Source organism: Agromyces sp. CCNWLW203 (assembly GCF_036576125.1).
Taxonomy (GTDB): domain Bacteria; phylum Actinomycetota; class Actinomycetes; order Actinomycetales; family Microbacteriaceae; genus Agromyces.
Genome location: NZ_JAZHYX010000006.1, coordinates 43823 through 60973, shown reverse-complemented (window position 1 = coordinate 60973; position 17151 = coordinate 43823). Strand labels below are relative to the sequence as shown.

Sequence of the window (17151 nt, the reverse complement as noted above, 5' to 3'; positions counted from 1 at the left end):
TCGGACCGTGCACGAGAAGACCCCGGCGCAGGGACTGCGACCGGGGTCTTCTCATGTGCGTGCCGGGGCGAGCCCCGGGCGCCGCTACGGCGTGCGGATCGCGACGACGGCGTTGTGGCCGCCGAACCCGAAGGAGTTGCTGATCGCGAGCTGCGGGCCGTCGCCGAGCGGCTGCGGCTCGCCCGAGATGCGCAGCGGGATCTCGGGATCTTGTGTGGTGAGGTTGATCGTCGGCGGAGCGAGGCGGTTCTGGAGCGCGAGGATCGTGAACACGGCCTCGAGTGCACCGGTGCCACCGAGCAGGTGCCCGGTCGACGCCTTCGTGGCGGAGACGGGGATCTCGTGCACCCGATCGCCGAAGACGTTGCGCAGCGCGGTGTACTCGGCGATGTCGCCGACGGGCGTGCTCGTCGCGTGCGCGTTGATGTGCGTCACGTCGTCGACCGATGCGCCGGCCTGCGCGAGCGCGTCGAGCACGGCGCGGCTGGCGCCGCGGCCCTCGGGGTCGTTCGCCGTGATGTGGTACGAATCGGCGCTCACCGAGCCGCCCGCGAGCTCCGCGTAGATGCGGGCGCCGCGCGCGAGCGCGTGCTCTTCGGTCTCGAGCACGAGGCTCGCCGCGCCCTCGCCCATGACGAAACCGTCGCGGTCGACGCTGTACGGGCGCGAGGCGTGCGACGGGTCGTCGTTGCGACGCGACAGCGCCTGCATCGACGAGAACGATGCGAGCGTGATGGGGTGCACCGCGGACTCGGACCCGCCGGCGATGACGACGTCGGCGTAGCCGAGCTGCAGGTGCTCGTAGGCGTTCGCGAGCGACTCGGTGCTCGACGCGCAGGCCGAGGCCACCGTGCGTGCGAACGCGCGAGCCTCGAAGTGCATCGAGATCGCAGCGGATGCCGCGTTCGGCATGAGCATCGGCACGGTCATGGGCAGCACTCGGCGGGGCCCGCGCTCGCGCAGGGTGTCCCACGCGTCGAGCAGGGTCCAGATGCCGCCGATGCCGGTGGCGTAGTCGACGCCGAGTCGTTCGGGCGCGACCTCGGGTGCACCGGCGTCGGCCCACGCCTCCTTCGCGGAGATCAGGGCGAACTGGCTCGAGGGGTCGAGTCGCTTCGCGACGGGGCGTTCGAGCACCTCTTCGGGGCGAACCTTGGCCTCAGCGGCGAAGGTGACGGGCAGCTCGTACTTCGCGACCCAGTCGTGCTCGAGCGAGCGCGCGCCGGACTCGCCGGCGAGCAGGGCGTTCCAGCTCTCGGGGGCGGTGCCGCCGAGCGGCGAGGTCGCACCGATGCCGGTGATGACGATCTTCTTGGTCATTCGAGAAACACTCCGATGGAGGAATAGGTCGCACTGATCGAGCGGGCCGGGCAGATGGCGCCGGCCCGCTCCACGCAGCTGCTAGGCCTGAGCCTTGACGATGAAGGTGACGGCGTCGCCGACGGTCTTCAGGTTCTTGACCTCTTCGTCGGGGATCTTCACGTCGAACTTCTCTTCGGCGTTGACGACGATCGTCATCATGGAGATCGAGTCGATGTCGAGGTCGTCGGTGAACGACTTGTCCAGCTCAACCGTGTCGGTCGCAATGCCGGTCTCGTCGTTGATGAGCTCGGCCAGGCCGGCAAGCACTTCTTCGGTGGACAATGCCATTGTTTTCTCCTTGGGGGTGTCTCGTTTGACCGAGAGACAGTCTAGAGGGACGGGGGGAGGTGGTTCAGGGAAGAACCACCACTTGGGCGCCGAACACGAGTCCGGCGCCGAAGCCGATCTGGAGGGCGAGGCCTCCGGAAAGTTCAGGGTGCTCCTCGAGCAGGCGGTGCGTCGCGAGCGGGATCGAGGCGGCAGAGGTGTTGCCCGTGGTGGCGATGTCACGGGCGATCACGACGGTCTCGGGCAGCTTCAACTGCTTGGCGAACTCGTCGATGATGCGCATGTTGGCCTGGTGGGGGATGAACGCGGCGAGGTCGTCGCTCGTCACGCCAGCGGCATCCAGTGCCTGCTTCGCGACCTTCGCCATGTCCCACACGGCCCAGCGGAAGACGGTCTGGCCCTCTTGACGCAGCGTCGGCCACTCGGCCGCACCGTCGCGGTACTCGGTGAGCGTGCCGTTCATGCCGACCGCGCCCGCCTTCGAGCCGTCGGAGCCCCAGATGGTGCGCGCGATGCCGGGCGTCTCGCTCGGGCCGACGACCACGGCGCCGGCACCGTCGCCGAGGAGGAAGGAGATCGAGCGGTCGGTCGGGTCCACGACGTCGGAGAGCTTCTCGGCACCGATCACGAGGGCGTACGTCGCCGCGCCCGAGCGGATCAGCGCGTCCGCCTGGGCGACCGCGTAGGCGTAACCCGCGCAGGCCGCGTTCATGTCGTAGGCCGCGGCGGGGTTCGCTCCCACGCGATCGGCGACGACGGCCGCCATCGACGGGGTCTGCTGCACGTTCGAGATGGTCGCGATGATGACGAGGTCGATGAGCTCGGGGGCGATGCCCGACCGCTCGATCGCCTCTCGCGCCGCCGTCGTGGCGAGATCGGTCGCCGAGACGTCGGCGCCGGCACGCGTGCGGGTGACGATGCCCGTGCGCTGCTGGATCCACTCGTCGGACGAGTCGATCGGCCCGATCAGTTCGGCGTTCGGCACCGCGTTCTCGCCGCGAGCCGCGCCGACGGCGTAGATGCGCGTGAAGGCAGGCCCGTGCGACTGCTGGAGGGTGGGATTCAAATGCTCGGCCTTCTCGTCTCGTCTTCGTTTTCGTCGCCGGCTCAGGCGTGCTGCTCGATGAGCTCGATCGCCGCCGACAGGTCTTCGGGAGTCTTCACGGCGACCGTTGGCACGCCCTTGAGCGCGCGCTTCGCGAGGCCCACGAGGGCGCCGGCCGGTGCGAGTTCGATGATGCCGGTGACTCCTGCCGCCTGGAAGGACTCCATGCAGCGATCCCAGCGTACGGGCGATGAGACCTGGCCGACGAGCAGGTCGAGGAAAGCGGCACCGGATGTCACGGCGCTCCCGTCGCGGTTCGTCCAGAGCGGAAGCGTCGGGTCGGCGGGCGCGAGCCCCGCCGCGACCTCGGCGAGGCGTTCGACCGCGGGGCGCATGTACCGGGTGTGGAAGGCGCCGGCGACCTGCAGCGGGATGACCCGCGAACCGGCCGGGGGCTCGGCCTTCAGCCGTTCGAGGGCGTCGAGCGCGCCGGCGACGACGATCTGGCCGCCGCCGTTGAAGTTGGCCGGCTCGAGTCCGAGCTCGTCGAGGCGGGGGAGCAGTGCTGCCTCGTCGGCGCCGATGACGGCGCTCATGCCGGTCGGCTCGAGCGCAGCGGCATCCGCCATCGCCCGGCCGCGTTCGGCGACGAAGCGGATCGCATCGGTCTCGCTGAGCACGCCGGAGCCGGCGGCCGCGGTGATCTCGCCGACCGAGTGACCCGCGATGCCGCCGATGCGTGCTGCACGGCCGTCGGCCAGGAGCGAGCCCAGGGTCAGGATGCCGGCCGCGACGATCAACGGCTGGGCCACCGCGGTGTCGCGGATCGTGTCGGCGTCGGCCTCGGTGCCGAAGTGCGCGAGATCGAGCCCCGCGGCATCGGACAGCGCCGACAGCCGCTCGGCACAGGCCGACTCGGCCAGCCAGGGAGCGAGGAATCCGGGGGTCTGAGAGCCCTGTCCAGGGCAGACGACGACGATCACCACCCCAGTCTGCCAACCGCCGGGCGGGCTCGGGTGTGCACACGCGACAAGCTCTCGGCAGAAGCCTTGTACGAACGGTACAGAAGCGGGTTCAGTTGGTCGGGCGGCGGCGCGGTGCCAGTTCGTGATCGCTCATCGAGCCGATGATGAGCGCCGACTGCAGGATGAGCGCCTCGCGTGCACCCGTCGCGTCCCAACCGATCACGTCGGAGACGCGCTTCAGGCGGTAGCGCACGGTGTTCGGGTGCACGAAGAGCTCACGAGCCGTCGCCTCGAGCGAACGCCCGTTGTCGAGGTAGCTCCAGAGCGTCGTGAGGAGTTCGGTCGAGTGCGCCTGCAGGGGGCGGTAGATGCGGTGCACGAGCGTCGCCCTCGCGAGCGGGTCGCCCGCGAGCGCACGCTCGGGCAGCAGGTCGTCGGCGTGCACCGGTCGGGGCGCGTGGCGCCAGGAGCGGGCGACCGCGAAGCCCGCGAGCGCAGCCTTCGCGCTCTTCGAGGCGTCGACGAGGTTCGGTACCGCATGGCCGAGCACGAGGTGCCCCGAGCCGAAGTGCGGCTCGAGCTGGGCGGCGATCTCCATGAAGGTGAGCGCCGGAGCCGTGCCGATCGCCTCTTCGGCCTCGCGGGCGAGGGGATCTGCGCGACCGATCACGAGCACGAGCCGGTTGCCCTGCACGCCGATCAGGACATCGGCGTGCATGTGACGGGCCGCCCGCCGCACGTGGTCGACGTCGAGCTGCTTCGGCGCGGTGCCGACGAGCACCGACACCTCGCCGTGACCGTGCCAGCCGAGCGCCGCGATGCGGCTCGGCAGCTCGTCGTCGGCCTCACCCGAGAGGATCGAGTCGACGACGAGGGCTTCGAGTCGTGCGTCCCAGAGGCCACGCGCCTCGGCGGCACGGGCGTAGACGTCGGCCGCCGCGAAGGCGATCTCGCGCGAGTAGAGCAGGATCGCCTCGCGGAGCGGCTCGCCGCCGTCTTTCACCCGGTCTTCGACGACCTCGACCGTCACCCTGATGAGCTGCAGCGTCTGCTGCAGACTCACCGAGCGGAGCAGCTCACGCGGGGCTGCCCCGAAGACGTCGGCCGCGATCCACGGGGTGGATCTGGGGTCGTCGAACCAGGCGACGAACGAGGAGATGCCGGCTTGGGCGACGAGACCCACGGCGGAGCGACGGCTCGGTGGCATGTCGCCGTACCACGGCAACGTGTCCTCGAGACGCTTGAGCGTCGCCGTCGCGAGTTCGCCCGCAATGGTTCGCAACCATGCGAGCGTCTCCGCCTTCGTCTTGGGCCTCGTCGCCACCTCGTCGCCTGCTAGCTCTCGCCGCCGGCCGATCCGGTGGTGCCGGCGTTCACGTCGTGCAGGCGGTACTTCTCGATCGCCTGGGCGGGGAGTGAACGGTCGACCTCACCGCGGTCTGCGAGGAGTTCGAGCGTGCGGACGACGACCGACGGACCGTCGATCTTGAAGAAGCGACGTGCGGCGGGGCGCGTGTCGGAGAACCCGAAGTCGTCGGCACCGAGCGTCGCGTAGTCACCGGGCACGTAGGCGCGGATCTGGTCGGGGACCGCGTGCATGAAGTCGGAGACCGCCACGAACGGGCCGTTCGCCCCGGTGAGCTTCTGCGTCAGGTAGGGCACCTGGCGCTCGGCGTCGGGGTTCAGGAAGTTGTGGTCGTCGGCGGCGAGGCCGTCGCGGCGCAGCTCCGACCAGCTCGTGACCGACCAGACGTCGGCCGAGACGCCCCAGTCCTCGGCGAGGAGCTGCTGCGCCTCGAGGATCCACGGCACGGCGACGCCCGAGGCGAGGAGCTGGGCCTTGGGTCCGGCGGCGCCCGACGCGTTCAGGCGGTGGATGCCGCGGACGATGCCGTCGACGTCGACGCCCTCGGGCTCGACCGGCTGCACGAGCGGCTCGTTGTAGACCGTCAGGTAGTACATGACGTTCGGGTCGGCGTGCGAGCCGCCGTACATGCGCTCGAGGCCCGAGCGCATGATGTGCCCGATCTCGTAACCGTACGCCGGGTCGTACGAGACGACGGCCGGGTTCGTCGACGCGAGCAGCGGCGAGTGGCCATCGGCGTGCTGAAGGCCTTCGCCCGTGAGGGTCGTGCGGCCAGCCGTGGCGCCGATGATGAACCCGCGGGCCATCTGGTCGCCGGCAGCCCACATGGCGTCACCGGTGCGCTGGAAGCCGAACATCGAGTAGAAGACGTAGACCGGAATGAGCGGCTCGCCCTGCGTCGAGTACGACGTGCCGACGTTCGTGAACGACGCCATGGCGCCGGCCTCGTTGATGCCGACGTGGATGATCTGGCCCTGCGGGCTCTCCTTGTAGGCGAGCAGCAGTTCGCGGTCGACCGAGGTGTAGTGCTGACCGTTCGGGTTGTAGATCTTCGCGGTCGGGAAGAACGCGTCGATGCCGAAGGTGCGGGCCTCGTCGGGGATGATCGGCACGATGCGGTGGCCGAAGTCCTTCGAGCGGATGAGGTCTTTCAGGAGGCGCACGAACGCCATGGTCGTGGCGATCTCCTGCGTGCCCGAGCCCTTCTTCGCGATCGCGTAGGCCGAGTCGTCGGGCAGCGAGATCGCGGTGTGGTTCGAACGGCGCTCGGGCAGGTAGCCGCCGAGTTCGCGACGACGCTCGTGCAGGTACTGGATCGCCTCGTCCTGATCGCCGGGCGTGTAGTACGGCGGCAGGTAGGGGTTCTCCTCGAGCTGCGCGTCCGTGATGGGGATGCGCATCTGGTCGCGGAACGTCTTGAGGTTGTCGAGGGTCATCTTCTTCATCTGGTGGGTCGCGTTGCGCCCCTCGAAGGCCGGACCCAGGCCGTAGCCCTTGATCGTCTTCGCCAGGATGACCGTCGGCTGGCCCTTGTGCTCGCTCGCGGCCTTGAACGCGGCGTAGACCTTGCGGTAGTCGTGCCCGCCTCGCTTCAGGCCCCACACCTCGTCGTCGGAGAGGTGCGAGACGAGCTCGAGGGCGCGCGGGTCGCGGCCGAAGAAGTTCTCGCGCACGTAGGCGCCCGACTCTGCCTTGTAGGTCTGGTAGTCGCCGTCGGGGGTGACGTTCATGAGATTGCGGAGCGCGCCGTCGTGGTCGCGGGCGAGCAGGTCGTCCCACTCGCGGCCCCAGACGACCTTGATGACGTTCCAGCCGGCACCGCGGAAGAAGCTCTCGAGCTCCTGGATGATCTTGCCGTTGCCGCGCACCGGACCGTCGAGGCGCTGCAGGTTGCAGTTGATCACGAAGTTCAGGTTGTCGAGGCCCTCGTTCGCAGCGACCTGGAGCTGACCGCGGCTCTCGACCTCGTCCATCTCACCGTCGCCGAGGAACGCCCAGACCTGCTGGTCGCTCGCATCCTTGATGCCGCGGTTCGTCAGGTACTTGTTGGTCTGCGCCTGGTAGATCGCGTTGATCGGCCCGAGACCCATCGACACGGTCGGGAACTGCCAGAACTCGGGCATGAGGCGCGGGTGCGGGTACGACGAGAGGCCGTTGGGCGCGTGCGACTTCTCTTGACGGAAGCCGTCGAGCTGGTCGGCCGACAGCCGCCCCTCGAGGAACGCGCGGGCGTAGGTGCCGGGGGAGGCGTGGCCCTGCACGAAGATCTGGTCGCCGCCGCCGGGGTGATCCTGACCGCGGAAGAAGTGGTTGAAGCCGACCTCGTAGAGCGCGGCGGACGACGCGTACGTCGAGATGTGGCCGCCGACCGAGATGCCGGGGCGCTGCGCACGGTGCACGAGCACCGCTGCGTTCCAGCGGATCCACGCCCGGTAGCGGCGCTCGATCTCCTCGTCGCCGGGGAACTCGGGCTCGTTCTCGGGGGCGATCGTGTTCAGGTAGTCGGTGGTCGGAACCATCGGCACGCCGAGGTGCAGCTCCTTCGAGCGCTTCAGCAGGCTGAGCATGATCTCTCGCGCGCGCTGGTGTCCCTTCTCGGCGACAAGTGCATCAAGGGATTCGGCCCATTCGGAAGTCTCTTCCGGATCGGCGTCCATCGCCTCGACCGAGTAGGGATCCTGGTCGTTGACAGTCACACTCGACCTCTCTCTTCAGCAGATCGTGCCTGCGGGGTGTGGGATGTGCGCACGCCGAATGGGCCGGTTCGCGGCCGGGTGGCACCACGCCATCCTAGTGATTCTAAGCCCGCGAGGTGGGGGCTAGGCTGAGGCCCCGGTTCGACCGAACGTCCCCCGGAAGGAAGCCGTCCCGTGATCCTCGCTCCCGGCGCCGCCGCGCCCGACTTCACGCTCGTGAACCAGTTCGGTCAGCCCGTGCGACTCGCCGAGCTCCGCGGCCGGGCGGTCGCGCTCGTCTTCTTCCCCCTGGCCTTCTCGGGCATCTGCCACGGCGAACTCTGCGAGCTGCGCGACAACATCACCATGTTCCAGGGCCCGGATGTCGCGCTGCACGCGATCTCCGTCGACTCGAAGCACACCCTGCGCGCCTGGGCCGAGCGCGAGGGATTCGACTTCCCGCTCCTCGCCGACTTCTGGCCGCACGGCGCGGTCGCCGACGCCTTCGGCGCGTTCGATGCGAGCAACGGCCTCGCCGAACGCGCGACGTTCCTGATCGACGCCGAGGGGCTCGTCGCCGCGAGCTTCGCGACCCCCCGCGGCGAGGCGCGGTCGCTCGAGCAGTACCGGGCGGCGCTCGCGTCGCTCTGACGGGAGCCGCGGCATCCGCTCGCCCGTCCCGTGCAGCCGCGCGGAGCTCAGCCGAGGATGTTGACCGAGCGCGCGATCACGAGCGCGAGGATCAGGAACCCGCCGAACGCCTGCAGTGCCATCAGGAGCTTGAATCGGGGCGACAACGGCATCGCGTCGGTCGCGCTGAACGCCATCGAGTTCGACAGGGCCGTGTAGAAGTAGTCGACGAATCGCGGCATCCAGTCGCGCACCGCTGATGAGCGCGCCGCGACCTCGGTGACGGCGTCGTCGTCCTCGTCCTGCGGGAAGCGGAAGTCCGCCGGCGGCAGGTCGGCGCGTGCTTCCATCGTGCGCATCACGGGGCCGCCGCGGTCGAGCTCCCAGTACAGCAGCGTGAACCCGATGACGTTCGCGACCCAGATCTGCAGCGCAGCGAGGAGGAGTCCGTGCGCGTCATCGGCATCGCCACCGGCGAGGGCGACGAGCAGGAGCACGAGCGTGATCTGGTTCGCGACGACGAGACCGCCGGCGAGGGAGATCGACACCCATTTCGTGAACGTCGACCGTCGCGTCAGCCGGTGCGGATTCGTCACGATGAGCGGCACGAGGAGCGCAGCGCCGAAGACGACGACGATGAAGCGCTGCGGGCCGAGGAACTCGTTCGGCAGGGCGGCATAGAGGCCCAGCGCGACGACGAGCGCGACGACGGAGGGCCATCGATGCTCCGTCGGCGTGCTCCGACTCGGATGCTGCAGCATCGGCTCCATGGCCGTGAGTCTAGGCAGCGCGCGATAGCATTGGCGTGCGCCGCGCGCGGTCGCGGGCCTTTAGCTCAGTTGGTAGAGCGCCACGTTTACACCGTGGATGTCGTCGGTTCGAGCCCGGCAGGGCCCACCGTCCCATCCTCATCGTCGCACTTCACGTGCGCGTCTGCGGCGCCGGATCGGCAGCCACGAGCCGCACGCAGCAGTGGCCGGCACGCGGTTCGAGCACGACCGCTCGAGCCTCCTGGTCGACCCCGTCTGCGGCGCCCTGCAGCAGGGCCCGGTTCGCCCCGCAGATCGTCGCGGTGTGGTTCTGCGCGACCCGGTGGAACGGGCAGTTCGTGAGGAGCAGTCCGTCGTCGCCGTCGTCGACGGGTTCGTAGCCGAGCCGCTGCAGCACCTCGGTCATCGAGTCGGATGCGGATCCGAGTGCCCGGCCGAGGTCGGTCGCGACGCGTTCGAGGGTCGCTCCGATGGGAGCGCCCGTGCGGTCGGACTCCTCGACCGCGCGACTCAGCACCTCGGCTGCGAGGTCGTAGTGCCGCTCCGGCACCGACACCGTGATCTCGCCGGGAATCGCCCGGTAGAGCTTCGCCGGGCGACCCGCGCCGGGGCCGGACCGGCCGTTGCGTCGTCGGAACTCCGTGACGAGCAGGCCCGCCTCGACGAGCCGGTCGAGGTGGAACGCCGCGGTTCCGCGTGCCATGCCGAGCGCTCCGGCGGCCTCGTCGCGACTGACCGACTCGGGGTGGCGTGCCACGAACTCGAGCAGTGCCCGCCGCTGCGGGTCTGCGATCGAGGCGACGGCCGCGAGGTCGTCGTGTCGGGCGGAGTCGTCCATGCGGTCAGCATAACTCTAAAACGGCGGTTCTTGATGAAAGACGAGAATCTAAAACAGACATCGTTGACTTAAGAATTCGAGGCTCGTACAGTCGGGAACATGAGGTGCGCTCGAGGCGCTTCGAGAGGCGGATGATCGTGACCGAGACGTCGAGTATCGTCATCGTCGGCGGGGGACTCGCCGGCGCCACCGCGGCGAAGACGCTCCGAGACGAGGGCTTCGCCGGCGACGTGCACCTGATCGCCGCCGAGGGGCATCACCCGTACATCCGCCCGCCCCTGTCGAAGGACTTCCTCGCGGGCACCGCCGAGCGGAGCTCGGTGTTCGTGGAGTCGCCCGAGTGGTACCGCGAGCGGGAGATCGACCTCAGGCTCGCCACGACGGTCACCGAGCTCGATGCGGGCGCCCAGCGTGTGAGGCTCGATTCCGGTGCGTCGATCGGCTACGACGCACTGCTGCTCGCAACCGGCTCGACCGCCCGGCGACTCACGATTCCCGGCGCCGAGCTGCAGGGCGTGCGCACACTCCGCACGCTCGACGACTCCGAGGCGCTGCACCGTGAGCTCGCGAACGGCGACCGGAGGCTCGTGCTGATCGGATCGGGCTGGATCGGCATGGAGGTCGCCGCGACGGCACGCACGCTCGGCAACGAGGTGACGATCCTCGAGCGCGACCCGGTGCCGCTTGCGAACGCGCTCGGCGACGAGCTGGGTACCGTGTTCGCCGAGATGCACGTCGAGCACGGTGTGGAGCTGCGCACCTCCGTCGTCGTCACCGAGATCACGGGCTCCGACGGCCGCGCCACCGGGGTGCGCCTCGACACCGGCGAGCTCTTCGCGGCCGACCTCGTGCTGGTGGGCGTCGGTGCGATTCCGAACCTCGACCTGGCCCGCAGCGCCGGCGCCGCGATCGGCTCGGGCGTGCTCACCGATGCCGCGCTCCGCACCGACGTGGCGAACGTCTACGCGGCGGGCGACATCGCCGAGGCGTTCCATCCGCTCGTCGACCTGCGACTGCGAAGCGAGCACTGGGCGAACGCGCTCCACGGCGGTGCTGCCGCCGCCCGGTCGATGCTCGGACGGGACGTCTCGTACGACGACATCCCGTACTTCTACACCGACCAGTACGACCTGGGCATGGAGTACTCGGGATTCGGCCCGCTGACGGTCGGCGCCGAGGTCGTGTACCGCGGCGATCGGAAAGCGCGCGAGTTCATCTCCTTCTGGGTCGCCGACGGCCGAGTGGTCGCCGGCATGAACGTCAACGTGTGGGACGTCAACGAGGCGGTGCAAGGCGTCATCCGGCGCGGCAATCGAGTCGACCCGGCGCGCCTCGCCGATGAACGAGTCCCGTTGGAGGAGCTGTGAACCACGCGGCGTCCCCGACCGCCTTGCTCGCGGCCGCGGGGGTCAGCATCTGGCTCGACGACCTCTCGCGTCAGCGCATCCTCAGCGGCGACCTGCAGCGTCTCATCACCGAGCGCGACGTCGTGGGCGTGACCACGAACCCGACGATCTTCGCGGCCGCGGTCGGCACGGGCGACGCCTACGACGAGCAGATCGCTCGCCTCGCCGAGGGCAGCCGGTCGGCGAGCGATGTCGTCTTCGAACTCACCACCGACGATGTGGCGAAGGCGGCCGACATCCTGCGCCCGGTGTTCGACGCGAGCGGCGGCGTCGACGGCTGGGTCTCGATCGAGGTCGGCGCCGATGCCGCGCACGACACGCTCGCGACGCTCGTCGAGGCACGATCGCTCGCGGAGCACATCGCTCGCCCCAACGTGTTCGTGAAGATCCCCGCGACTGTCGAGGGGGTCGCCGCCATCACGGCCGCGATCGCGCTGGGCATCAGTGTCAACGTCACCCTGATCTTCAGCCTCGAGCGCTATCGAGCGGTGGTCGATGCCTACCTCACGGGGCTCGAGCGTGCGCATGAGTCGGCCCTCGAGCTTCGCGGCATCCGCTCGGTCGCCTCGTTCTTCGTGTCGCGCGTCGACACTGAGGTCGACCGGCGCCTCGACGTGATCGGCACGGATGCCGCGCGCCGGCTCAGGAGCCGCGCCGGCATCGCCAACGCCAGGCTCGCCTACGAGATCTTCACGCAGGAGTTCTCGAGCGACCGGGCGCAGCGACTCGTCGCGCTCGGCGCGAACGTGCAGCGCCCGCTCTGGGCCTCGACCGGGGTGAAGGACCCGTCGTTGCCCGACACCGGGTACGTCGAGGAACTGGTGGCACCCGGCGTCGTGAACACGATGCCCGAGCAGACCCTCGAGGCGGTGTTCGATCACGGTCGCATTCGCGGCGACACGGTGACGGGCACCTTCGACGAGGCGCGCGCGGCGGTCGCGGGTCTCGCGGCGCTCGGCATCTCGTACGACGACGTCACCGCGACACTCGAGCGCGAGGGCGTCGAGAAGTTCCAGGCCTCGGGCGACGAACTCGTCGCGACCGTCGCGAGCGCGCTCGAGCACGCACGAACCGGAAGGCGATGACGGATGCCGCAGCAGACGGAGGTCGGTCGCGCGCCGGGTCTCGTGGAGACGAATTCCAGCCTCGCCGATCGAGTCGCCTTCGAGGTCGAGACCGAGATCCCGACCGCTCACGGACCGTTCAGGTTCCGCGCCTACCGCGATCGGGTGACGGGTGACGAGCACCTCGCGATCGTCTCGCTCGCACCGGTGACCGAAGGGGCGCTCGTACGCGTGCACTCCGAGTGCCTGACGGGTGAGGTCTTCTCCTCAGAGAAGTGCGAATGCGGGCCGCAGCTCGACGCCGCGCTCGAACGCATCGCGGGCGGCGGTGTCGTCGTCTATCTCCGAGGGCACGAGGGGCGTGGCATCGGGCTCATCGCGAAGCTGAAGGCCTATCGCCTGCAGCAGTCGGGGCTCGACACGCTCGATGCGAACCTCGCGCTCGGCCTGCCCGGCGACGATCGCGAGTACATGGCCGCCGCGGCGATCCTCGAGGACCTCGGCCTCCACTCGGTGCGGCTGCTCACGAACAATCCCGACAAGATCCTCCAGCTGACGAGTCACGGCATCGAGGTCGTCGAGCGCGTGCCGCTCGTGACGGGTGCCGCTCCCGCCAACCTCGCGTACCTGCGGGCGAAGCGCGACCGCATGGGTCACCTGTTTCCGTCCGACGCCTGATCGCGGCTGGCGATCATCGCGGTCACACCGCCCCGCGCCGCGCACGCGATGCACGCGGCGCACGCCTGCGTGCCGAAGGTAGGCTGAGCGGGTGACCGCCACCCTCGCCGACCTCCTGACGACGATCGAACGTCTCTGGCCGATCGCGGGAGCGGAGTCGTGGGACTCGTCAGGGCTCGTGACGGGCGATCCTGCGGCCTCGGTGCAGCGAGTGCTCTTCACCGTCGACGCCGTCGCAGAGACGGTCGACGAGGCGATCGCCGAGCGCGCCGATCTCGTCATCGCCCACCACCCGCTGCTCCTGCGCGGAGTGACCTCGGTCGCCGAAGACCGGTACAAGGGCTCCCTGATCGCGCGATTGATCCGTGCCGACTGCGCGCTCGTGACCGCCCACACGAACGCCGATGTCGTCGCGGCCGGCACGTCGGCAGTGCTGGCCGATCGGCTCAGCCTCGTCGAGACGACCCCGATCCAGCCCTCGGCCGACCCGTCGCTCGGGCTCGGCCGCATCGGTCGCCTGCCGCAGCCGACCACCGTCGGCCGCCTCGCACGAGTGCTCGCCGACATCCTTCCCGCGACGGCGACGGGCGTTCGCGTGGCCGGTGGATACGACGATCCCGTCGAGACGGTGGCAGTCTGCGGTGGTGCAGGTGATTCGCTGCTGGGCGACCCGGCGGTGCGCCGCGCCGACGCCTACATCACCGCCGACCTCCGGCACCACCCGACCTCCGAGGCGCGCGAACAGGCGAAGCTCACGGGTGGCCCGGCACTGCTCGACGTCTCGCACTGGGCGAGCGAATGGCTCTGGCTCGACGTCGCGGCCGCGCAATTGCGAGCCGCGCACCCCGAGCTCGCCGTCGTCGTCTCCGAACTCCGCACCGATCCCTGGGACTTCCAGATCGTGCAGTGAACTGCATCCCCCGACCACCGTCCTCACCGACGACCCGATTCCACGAGGAGCACCACGTGAAGGCCAGCCCCGCCGAACAAGAACAGCTGTTGCGACTGCAGTCGCTCGACACCCGCCTCGCGCAGCTCGCGCACAAGCTCGGCTCGCTGCCGCAGGCTGAACGGCTCGCCGAGTTCGCCGCCCGCGACCAGGCCGTGCGCGGCACGCGCGCCGAGGCGCTCGGCACCCTCGAAGACGCACGCGTCGAGCTCAAGCGCCTCGAGTCCGATGTCGCGATCGTCGAAGCGCGCATCGCGCGCGACAGCGAGCGACTGCAGCACACCTCATCGGTGAAGGACGTCGCGGCCCTCGAGGCCGAGCTGGTCTCGCTCCGGCGCCGCCTGAACGACCTCGAAGAGCAGGAGCTCGTCGTCATGGAGCGCGTCGAGGAGGCCGACGTCGCCGTCTCGAGCATCGACCTGCAGCGCGAGGCGATCATCACCGAGGTCGCAGCGCTCGAGGCAGAGCGCGACGAGGCGGCGGGCGATCTCGGTGTCCAGCGCGAACAGACCGAACGCGACCGCGCCGTCGTCGCCGAGGGCGTCGCCGAGGCGTTGCTCGCCTTCTACGAGCAGCGACGCGTGCGCGGCGGGGGAGTCGGCGCGGCACTCCTGCGCGCGCGCACCTGCGGTGGTTGCGGCATCACGCTCACGGGCTCCGACCTCGAGTCCGTGCGTCGGGCAGCGCCCGACGAGGTCGTCCAGTGCCCCGAGTGCGACCGCATCCTGGTGCGCACCGACGAGTCGGGGCTCTGACACCCGGGCCGAACCGAGGGTCGGCGAACGGCGACCGGCGCACGGCGAACGGATGCCGCGACGCCGCTGGGCTTCGGCCTCCGGCGTTCCCGCTCCCGCGCCGACTGTAGAATGGAAGGGCGAGTGGGTCGGCAAGACGGTCGCGTCGTACGGTTTCGATCGTGCGCCGAGGAACGTCCGGGCTCCACAGGGCAGGACGGTGGGTAACTCCCACCCGGGGCAACCCGCGAGACAGTGCCACAGAAAGCAGACCGCCCGGTGCGCAAGCACCGGGTAAGGGTGAAACGGTGGGGTAAGAGCCCACCAGCGACCGCGGTGACGCGGTCGGCTCGGTAAACCTCGTCCGGAGCAAGGTCAGACAGGGAACGATGGGGCTGCCCGTCCCGTTCCCGGGTAGACCGCTGGAGGGCTGCGGCAACGTAGTCCCGAGAGAGATGGCCGTCCAGCCGGTGTCGCGAAAGCGCCCGGTGAACAGAACCCGGCGTATCAGCCGGCCCATTCGCCCCTAATGCACCGCGAGCGACGCCGCGCCGAGGATGCCCGCGTTGTTGCGGTGCACCGCGGGCACGATCGGCGTCTTCAGGTCGAGCAGCGGCAGGAACTGCGCGTGATGCTTCGACACGCCGCCGCCGACCACGAAGAGGTCGGGGGAGAAGATGAACTCGACGTGCGCGTAGAACCGCTGCAGGCGGCTCGCCCACTCCTGCCAGTCGAGTGATTCCCGCTCCATCGCCGAGTACGCCGCGTTCTTCTCGGCCTCGCGTCCGTCGAGCTCGATGTGCCCGAGCTCGGTGTTGGGCACGAGCACGCCGTCGTAGAGGAACGCGGAGCCGATGCCGGTGCCGAGCGTCGTGAGGATGACGAGACCGTCGGCGTCGACCGCAGCGCCGTACCGAGCTTCGGCGTAGCCGGCGGCATCCGCGTCGTTGATGAAGTGGATCTCGCGGCCGAAGGTCTCCTCGAAGAGCTCCTCGGCGGGCAGGCCGATCCACTCCTTCGAGATGTTGGCTGCAGAGAGGGTGCGACCGTGCTTGACGATCGCCGGGAAGCAGACGCCGAGGGGGAGCGAGTCGCCGAACTCGTCGGAGAGGCCGTCGAGCAGTTCGGCGGTCGCGGTCAGGATATCGGTGGGGCGGCCGCCCTCGGGCGTCGCGACCTTGCGCCGATCCGACAGGAGCTCTCCCGTGCCGAGGTCGACGACCGCACCTTTGATTCCCGTGCCGCCGATGTCGATCCCGATCGCGTGCTGTGTCGCCATAGCGGCCACACTATCGCGGGCCCACTCGGGTGCCGGTCAGGGAAGGGTCAGGATCTCGGCGCCGCGTTCGGTGACGACGAGCGTGTGCTCGAACTGGGCCGTGAGCGAGCGATCGCGCGTCACGATCGTCCAGTCGTCGGCCCAGACATCCCACTCGATGCCGCCGCCGAGCGTGAGCATCGGCTCGATCGTGAAGACCATGCCGGTCTCCATCACGGTGTCGAACTCGGGGGCGTCGTAGTGGGGGATGATCAGCCCTGAGTGGAACGCGCGCCCCACCCCGTGACCGGTGTAGTCGCGTACGACGCCGTAGCCGAAGCGCTTCGCGTAGGCCTCGATCGCGCGGCCGATGACGTTGACCTGGCGACCTGGCGCGACGGCACGGATGCCGCGGCGCAGCGCTTCTCGCGTGCGCTCGACGAGCAGGGCGGCCGCTTCGCTCGCCTCGCCGACGAGGAAGGTGTGGTTGAGGTCGCCGTGGTATCCGTCGAGGTACGCCGTGACGTCGATGTTCACGAGGTCTCCGTCGGCGAGCACCGTGTCGTCGGGGATGCCGTGGCAGATGACCTCGTTGACCGAGGTGCACGACGACTTCGGGAAGCCCCGGTAGCCGAGCGTCGACGGGTAGGCGCCGTGTGCGACGACGAAGTCGTGCGCGATGCGGTCGAGTTCGTCGGTCGTGACGCCGGGCCGGATCGCGGCGGAAGCCGCCTCGATGGCTCCGGCCGCGACACGCCCGGCCGCGCGGATCAGCTCGACCTCTTCGGGCGTGTACCGATCGCCGCCCGTGTAGGGGGCCGGTGCACGCTTGCCGACGTACTCGGGTCGCGGGATCGAGGCGGGCACCGCGCGCAGCGGCGACAGGCGTCCGGGGATCAGGTGGCCTGAGGCGTCCTTGGGCATAAGATCAGCCTATGGCCGAGGATGTCGAGCACATGTTCTGGTACAACCTGAACACCGGTGAGGTGGAGCAGGGATTCGTGTCGCCGTCGGTCGATCGGGTCGGGCCCTTCGAGACCCGCGCCGAGGCGGAGCGGGCGCTCGAGATCCTGCGCGCGAACAGCGCCAAGTGGGCCGAAGAAGAGGCCGCAGAAGACTGAGT

General features: G+C 69.6%; 16 protein-coding genes, 1 tRNA gene, 1 other RNA gene and 1 pseudogene. 9 read left to right on the top strand and 10 right to left on the bottom strand.

From position 1 onward, the window contains the following. Positions 1–84: 84 nt before the first annotated feature. The 6 genes from VPH61_RS14200 to aceE all read right to left on the bottom strand — a co-directional run bounded on the left by VPH61_RS14200 (position 85) and on the right by aceE (position 7722). On the bottom strand, positions 85–1320 hold the full coding sequence (locus tag VPH61_RS14200; RefSeq protein ID WP_332064161.1) for a beta-ketoacyl-[acyl-carrier-protein] synthase family protein: 1236 nt from the start codon (positions 1318–1320) through the stop codon (positions 85–87). Between the two features lie 81 nt (positions 1321–1401). Further along, the gene (locus VPH61_RS14195; protein ID WP_056008597.1) at positions 1402–1650 is read right to left on the bottom strand and encodes an acyl carrier protein; all 249 of its coding nucleotides are present in this window, start codon (positions 1648–1650) and stop codon (positions 1402–1404) included. A gap of 64 nt (positions 1651–1714) precedes the next feature. Then, entirely contained in the window at positions 1715–2716 is a 1002-nt protein-coding gene (locus VPH61_RS14190) for a beta-ketoacyl-ACP synthase III (protein WP_332064160.1), read from the bottom strand. Between the two features lie 41 nt (positions 2717–2757). Further along, positions 2758–3678 (bottom strand): ACP S-malonyltransferase, encoded by a 921-nt coding sequence (locus tag VPH61_RS14185; RefSeq protein ID WP_332064159.1) that lies wholly within the window; start codon positions 3676–3678, stop codon positions 2758–2760. A gap of 91 nt (positions 3679–3769) precedes the next feature. Then, positions 3770–4984, bottom strand: a complete 1215-nt coding sequence (locus VPH61_RS14180; RefSeq protein ID WP_332064158.1) for a PucR family transcriptional regulator — start codon at positions 4982–4984, stop codon at positions 3770–3772. Between the two features lie 11 nt (positions 4985–4995). Further along, a complete protein-coding gene (gene aceE, locus VPH61_RS14175; protein ID WP_332064157.1) occupies positions 4996–7722 on the bottom strand; it encodes a pyruvate dehydrogenase (acetyl-transferring), homodimeric type in 2727 nt (908 codons plus the stop codon). 174 nt (positions 7723–7896) lie between these two features. Between aceE and VPH61_RS14170 the strand changes: the two genes are divergently transcribed. Continuing rightward, positions 7897–8352 (top strand): peroxiredoxin, encoded by a 456-nt coding sequence (locus tag VPH61_RS14170; RefSeq protein ID WP_442879106.1) that lies wholly within the window; start codon positions 7897–7899, stop codon positions 8350–8352. Positions 8353–8399: 47 nt separating this feature from the next. Here VPH61_RS14170 and VPH61_RS14165 read toward each other — a convergent pair whose 3' ends face one another. Continuing rightward, positions 8400–9101, bottom strand: coding sequence for a hypothetical protein (locus VPH61_RS14165; RefSeq protein WP_332064156.1), 702 nt, complete (start codon positions 9099–9101; stop codon positions 8400–8402). Positions 9102–9155: 54 nt separating this feature from the next. Here VPH61_RS14165 and VPH61_RS14160 point away from each other — a divergent pair. Continuing rightward, positions 9156–9228 (top strand) — tRNA-Val (locus tag VPH61_RS14160). A gap of 24 nt (positions 9229–9252) precedes the next feature. Here the strand turns inward: VPH61_RS14160 and VPH61_RS14155 are convergent. Beyond that, a complete protein-coding gene (locus VPH61_RS14155) occupies positions 9253–9939 on the bottom strand; it encodes a helix-turn-helix transcriptional regulator (protein ID WP_332064155.1) in 687 nt (228 codons plus the stop codon). A gap of 137 nt (positions 9940–10076) precedes the next feature. Here VPH61_RS14155 and VPH61_RS14150 point away from each other — a divergent pair, with 137 nt between their 5' ends. The 6 genes and pseudogenes from VPH61_RS14150 to rnpB all read left to right on the top strand — a co-directional run bounded on the left by VPH61_RS14150 (position 10077) and on the right by rnpB (position 15293). Then, the gene (locus tag VPH61_RS14150; RefSeq protein ID WP_332064154.1) at positions 10077–11306 is read left to right on the top strand and encodes an NAD(P)/FAD-dependent oxidoreductase; all 1230 of its coding nucleotides are present in this window, start codon (positions 10077–10079) and stop codon (positions 11304–11306) included. Beyond that, positions 11303–12430, top strand: a complete 1128-nt coding sequence (gene tal / locus VPH61_RS14145) for a transaldolase (protein ID WP_332064153.1) — start codon at positions 11303–11305, stop codon at positions 12428–12430. The genes VPH61_RS14150 and tal overlap by 4 nt, the downstream gene beginning before the upstream one ends. 69 nt (positions 12431–12499) lie before the next feature. Further along, positions 12500–13087, top strand: a pseudogene (ribA, locus tag VPH61_RS14140) (GTP cyclohydrolase II); the annotation flags it as partial. A gap of 91 nt (positions 13088–13178) precedes the next feature. Next, positions 13179–13997, top strand: coding sequence for a Nif3-like dinuclear metal center hexameric protein (locus VPH61_RS14135; protein ID WP_332064152.1), 819 nt, complete (start codon positions 13179–13181; stop codon positions 13995–13997). 56 nt (positions 13998–14053) lie between these two features. Beyond that, positions 14054–14791 carry a zinc ribbon domain-containing protein gene (locus VPH61_RS14130; RefSeq protein WP_332064151.1) on the top strand — a complete coding sequence of 246 codons (738 nt, stop codon included), beginning with the start codon at positions 14054–14056 and terminating at the stop codon, positions 14789–14791. Positions 14792–14915: 124 nt separating this feature from the next. Beyond that, positions 14916–15293, top strand: an RNA gene (rnpB, locus tag VPH61_RS14125) — RNase P RNA component class A. 3 nt (positions 15294–15296) lie between these two features. On the opposite strand, the gene ppgK is transcribed toward rnpB, so the two are convergent. Beyond that, positions 15297–16049: a polyphosphate--glucose phosphotransferase gene (ppgK, locus tag VPH61_RS14120; RefSeq protein WP_332064150.1), complete on the bottom strand. Its 753-nt coding sequence runs from the start codon at positions 16047–16049 to the stop codon at positions 15297–15299. 36 nt (positions 16050–16085) lie between these two features. Next, entirely contained in the window at positions 16086–16952 is an 867-nt protein-coding gene (gene map / locus VPH61_RS14115) for a type I methionyl aminopeptidase (RefSeq protein ID WP_332064149.1), read from the bottom strand. A gap of 11 nt (positions 16953–16963) precedes the next feature. Here map and VPH61_RS14110 point away from each other — a divergent pair, with 11 nt between their 5' ends. Then, the gene (locus VPH61_RS14110; RefSeq protein ID WP_056008634.1) at positions 16964–17149 is read left to right on the top strand and encodes an SPOR domain-containing protein; all 186 of its coding nucleotides are present in this window, start codon (positions 16964–16966) and stop codon (positions 17147–17149) included. Positions 17150–17151 lie beyond the last annotated feature (2 nt).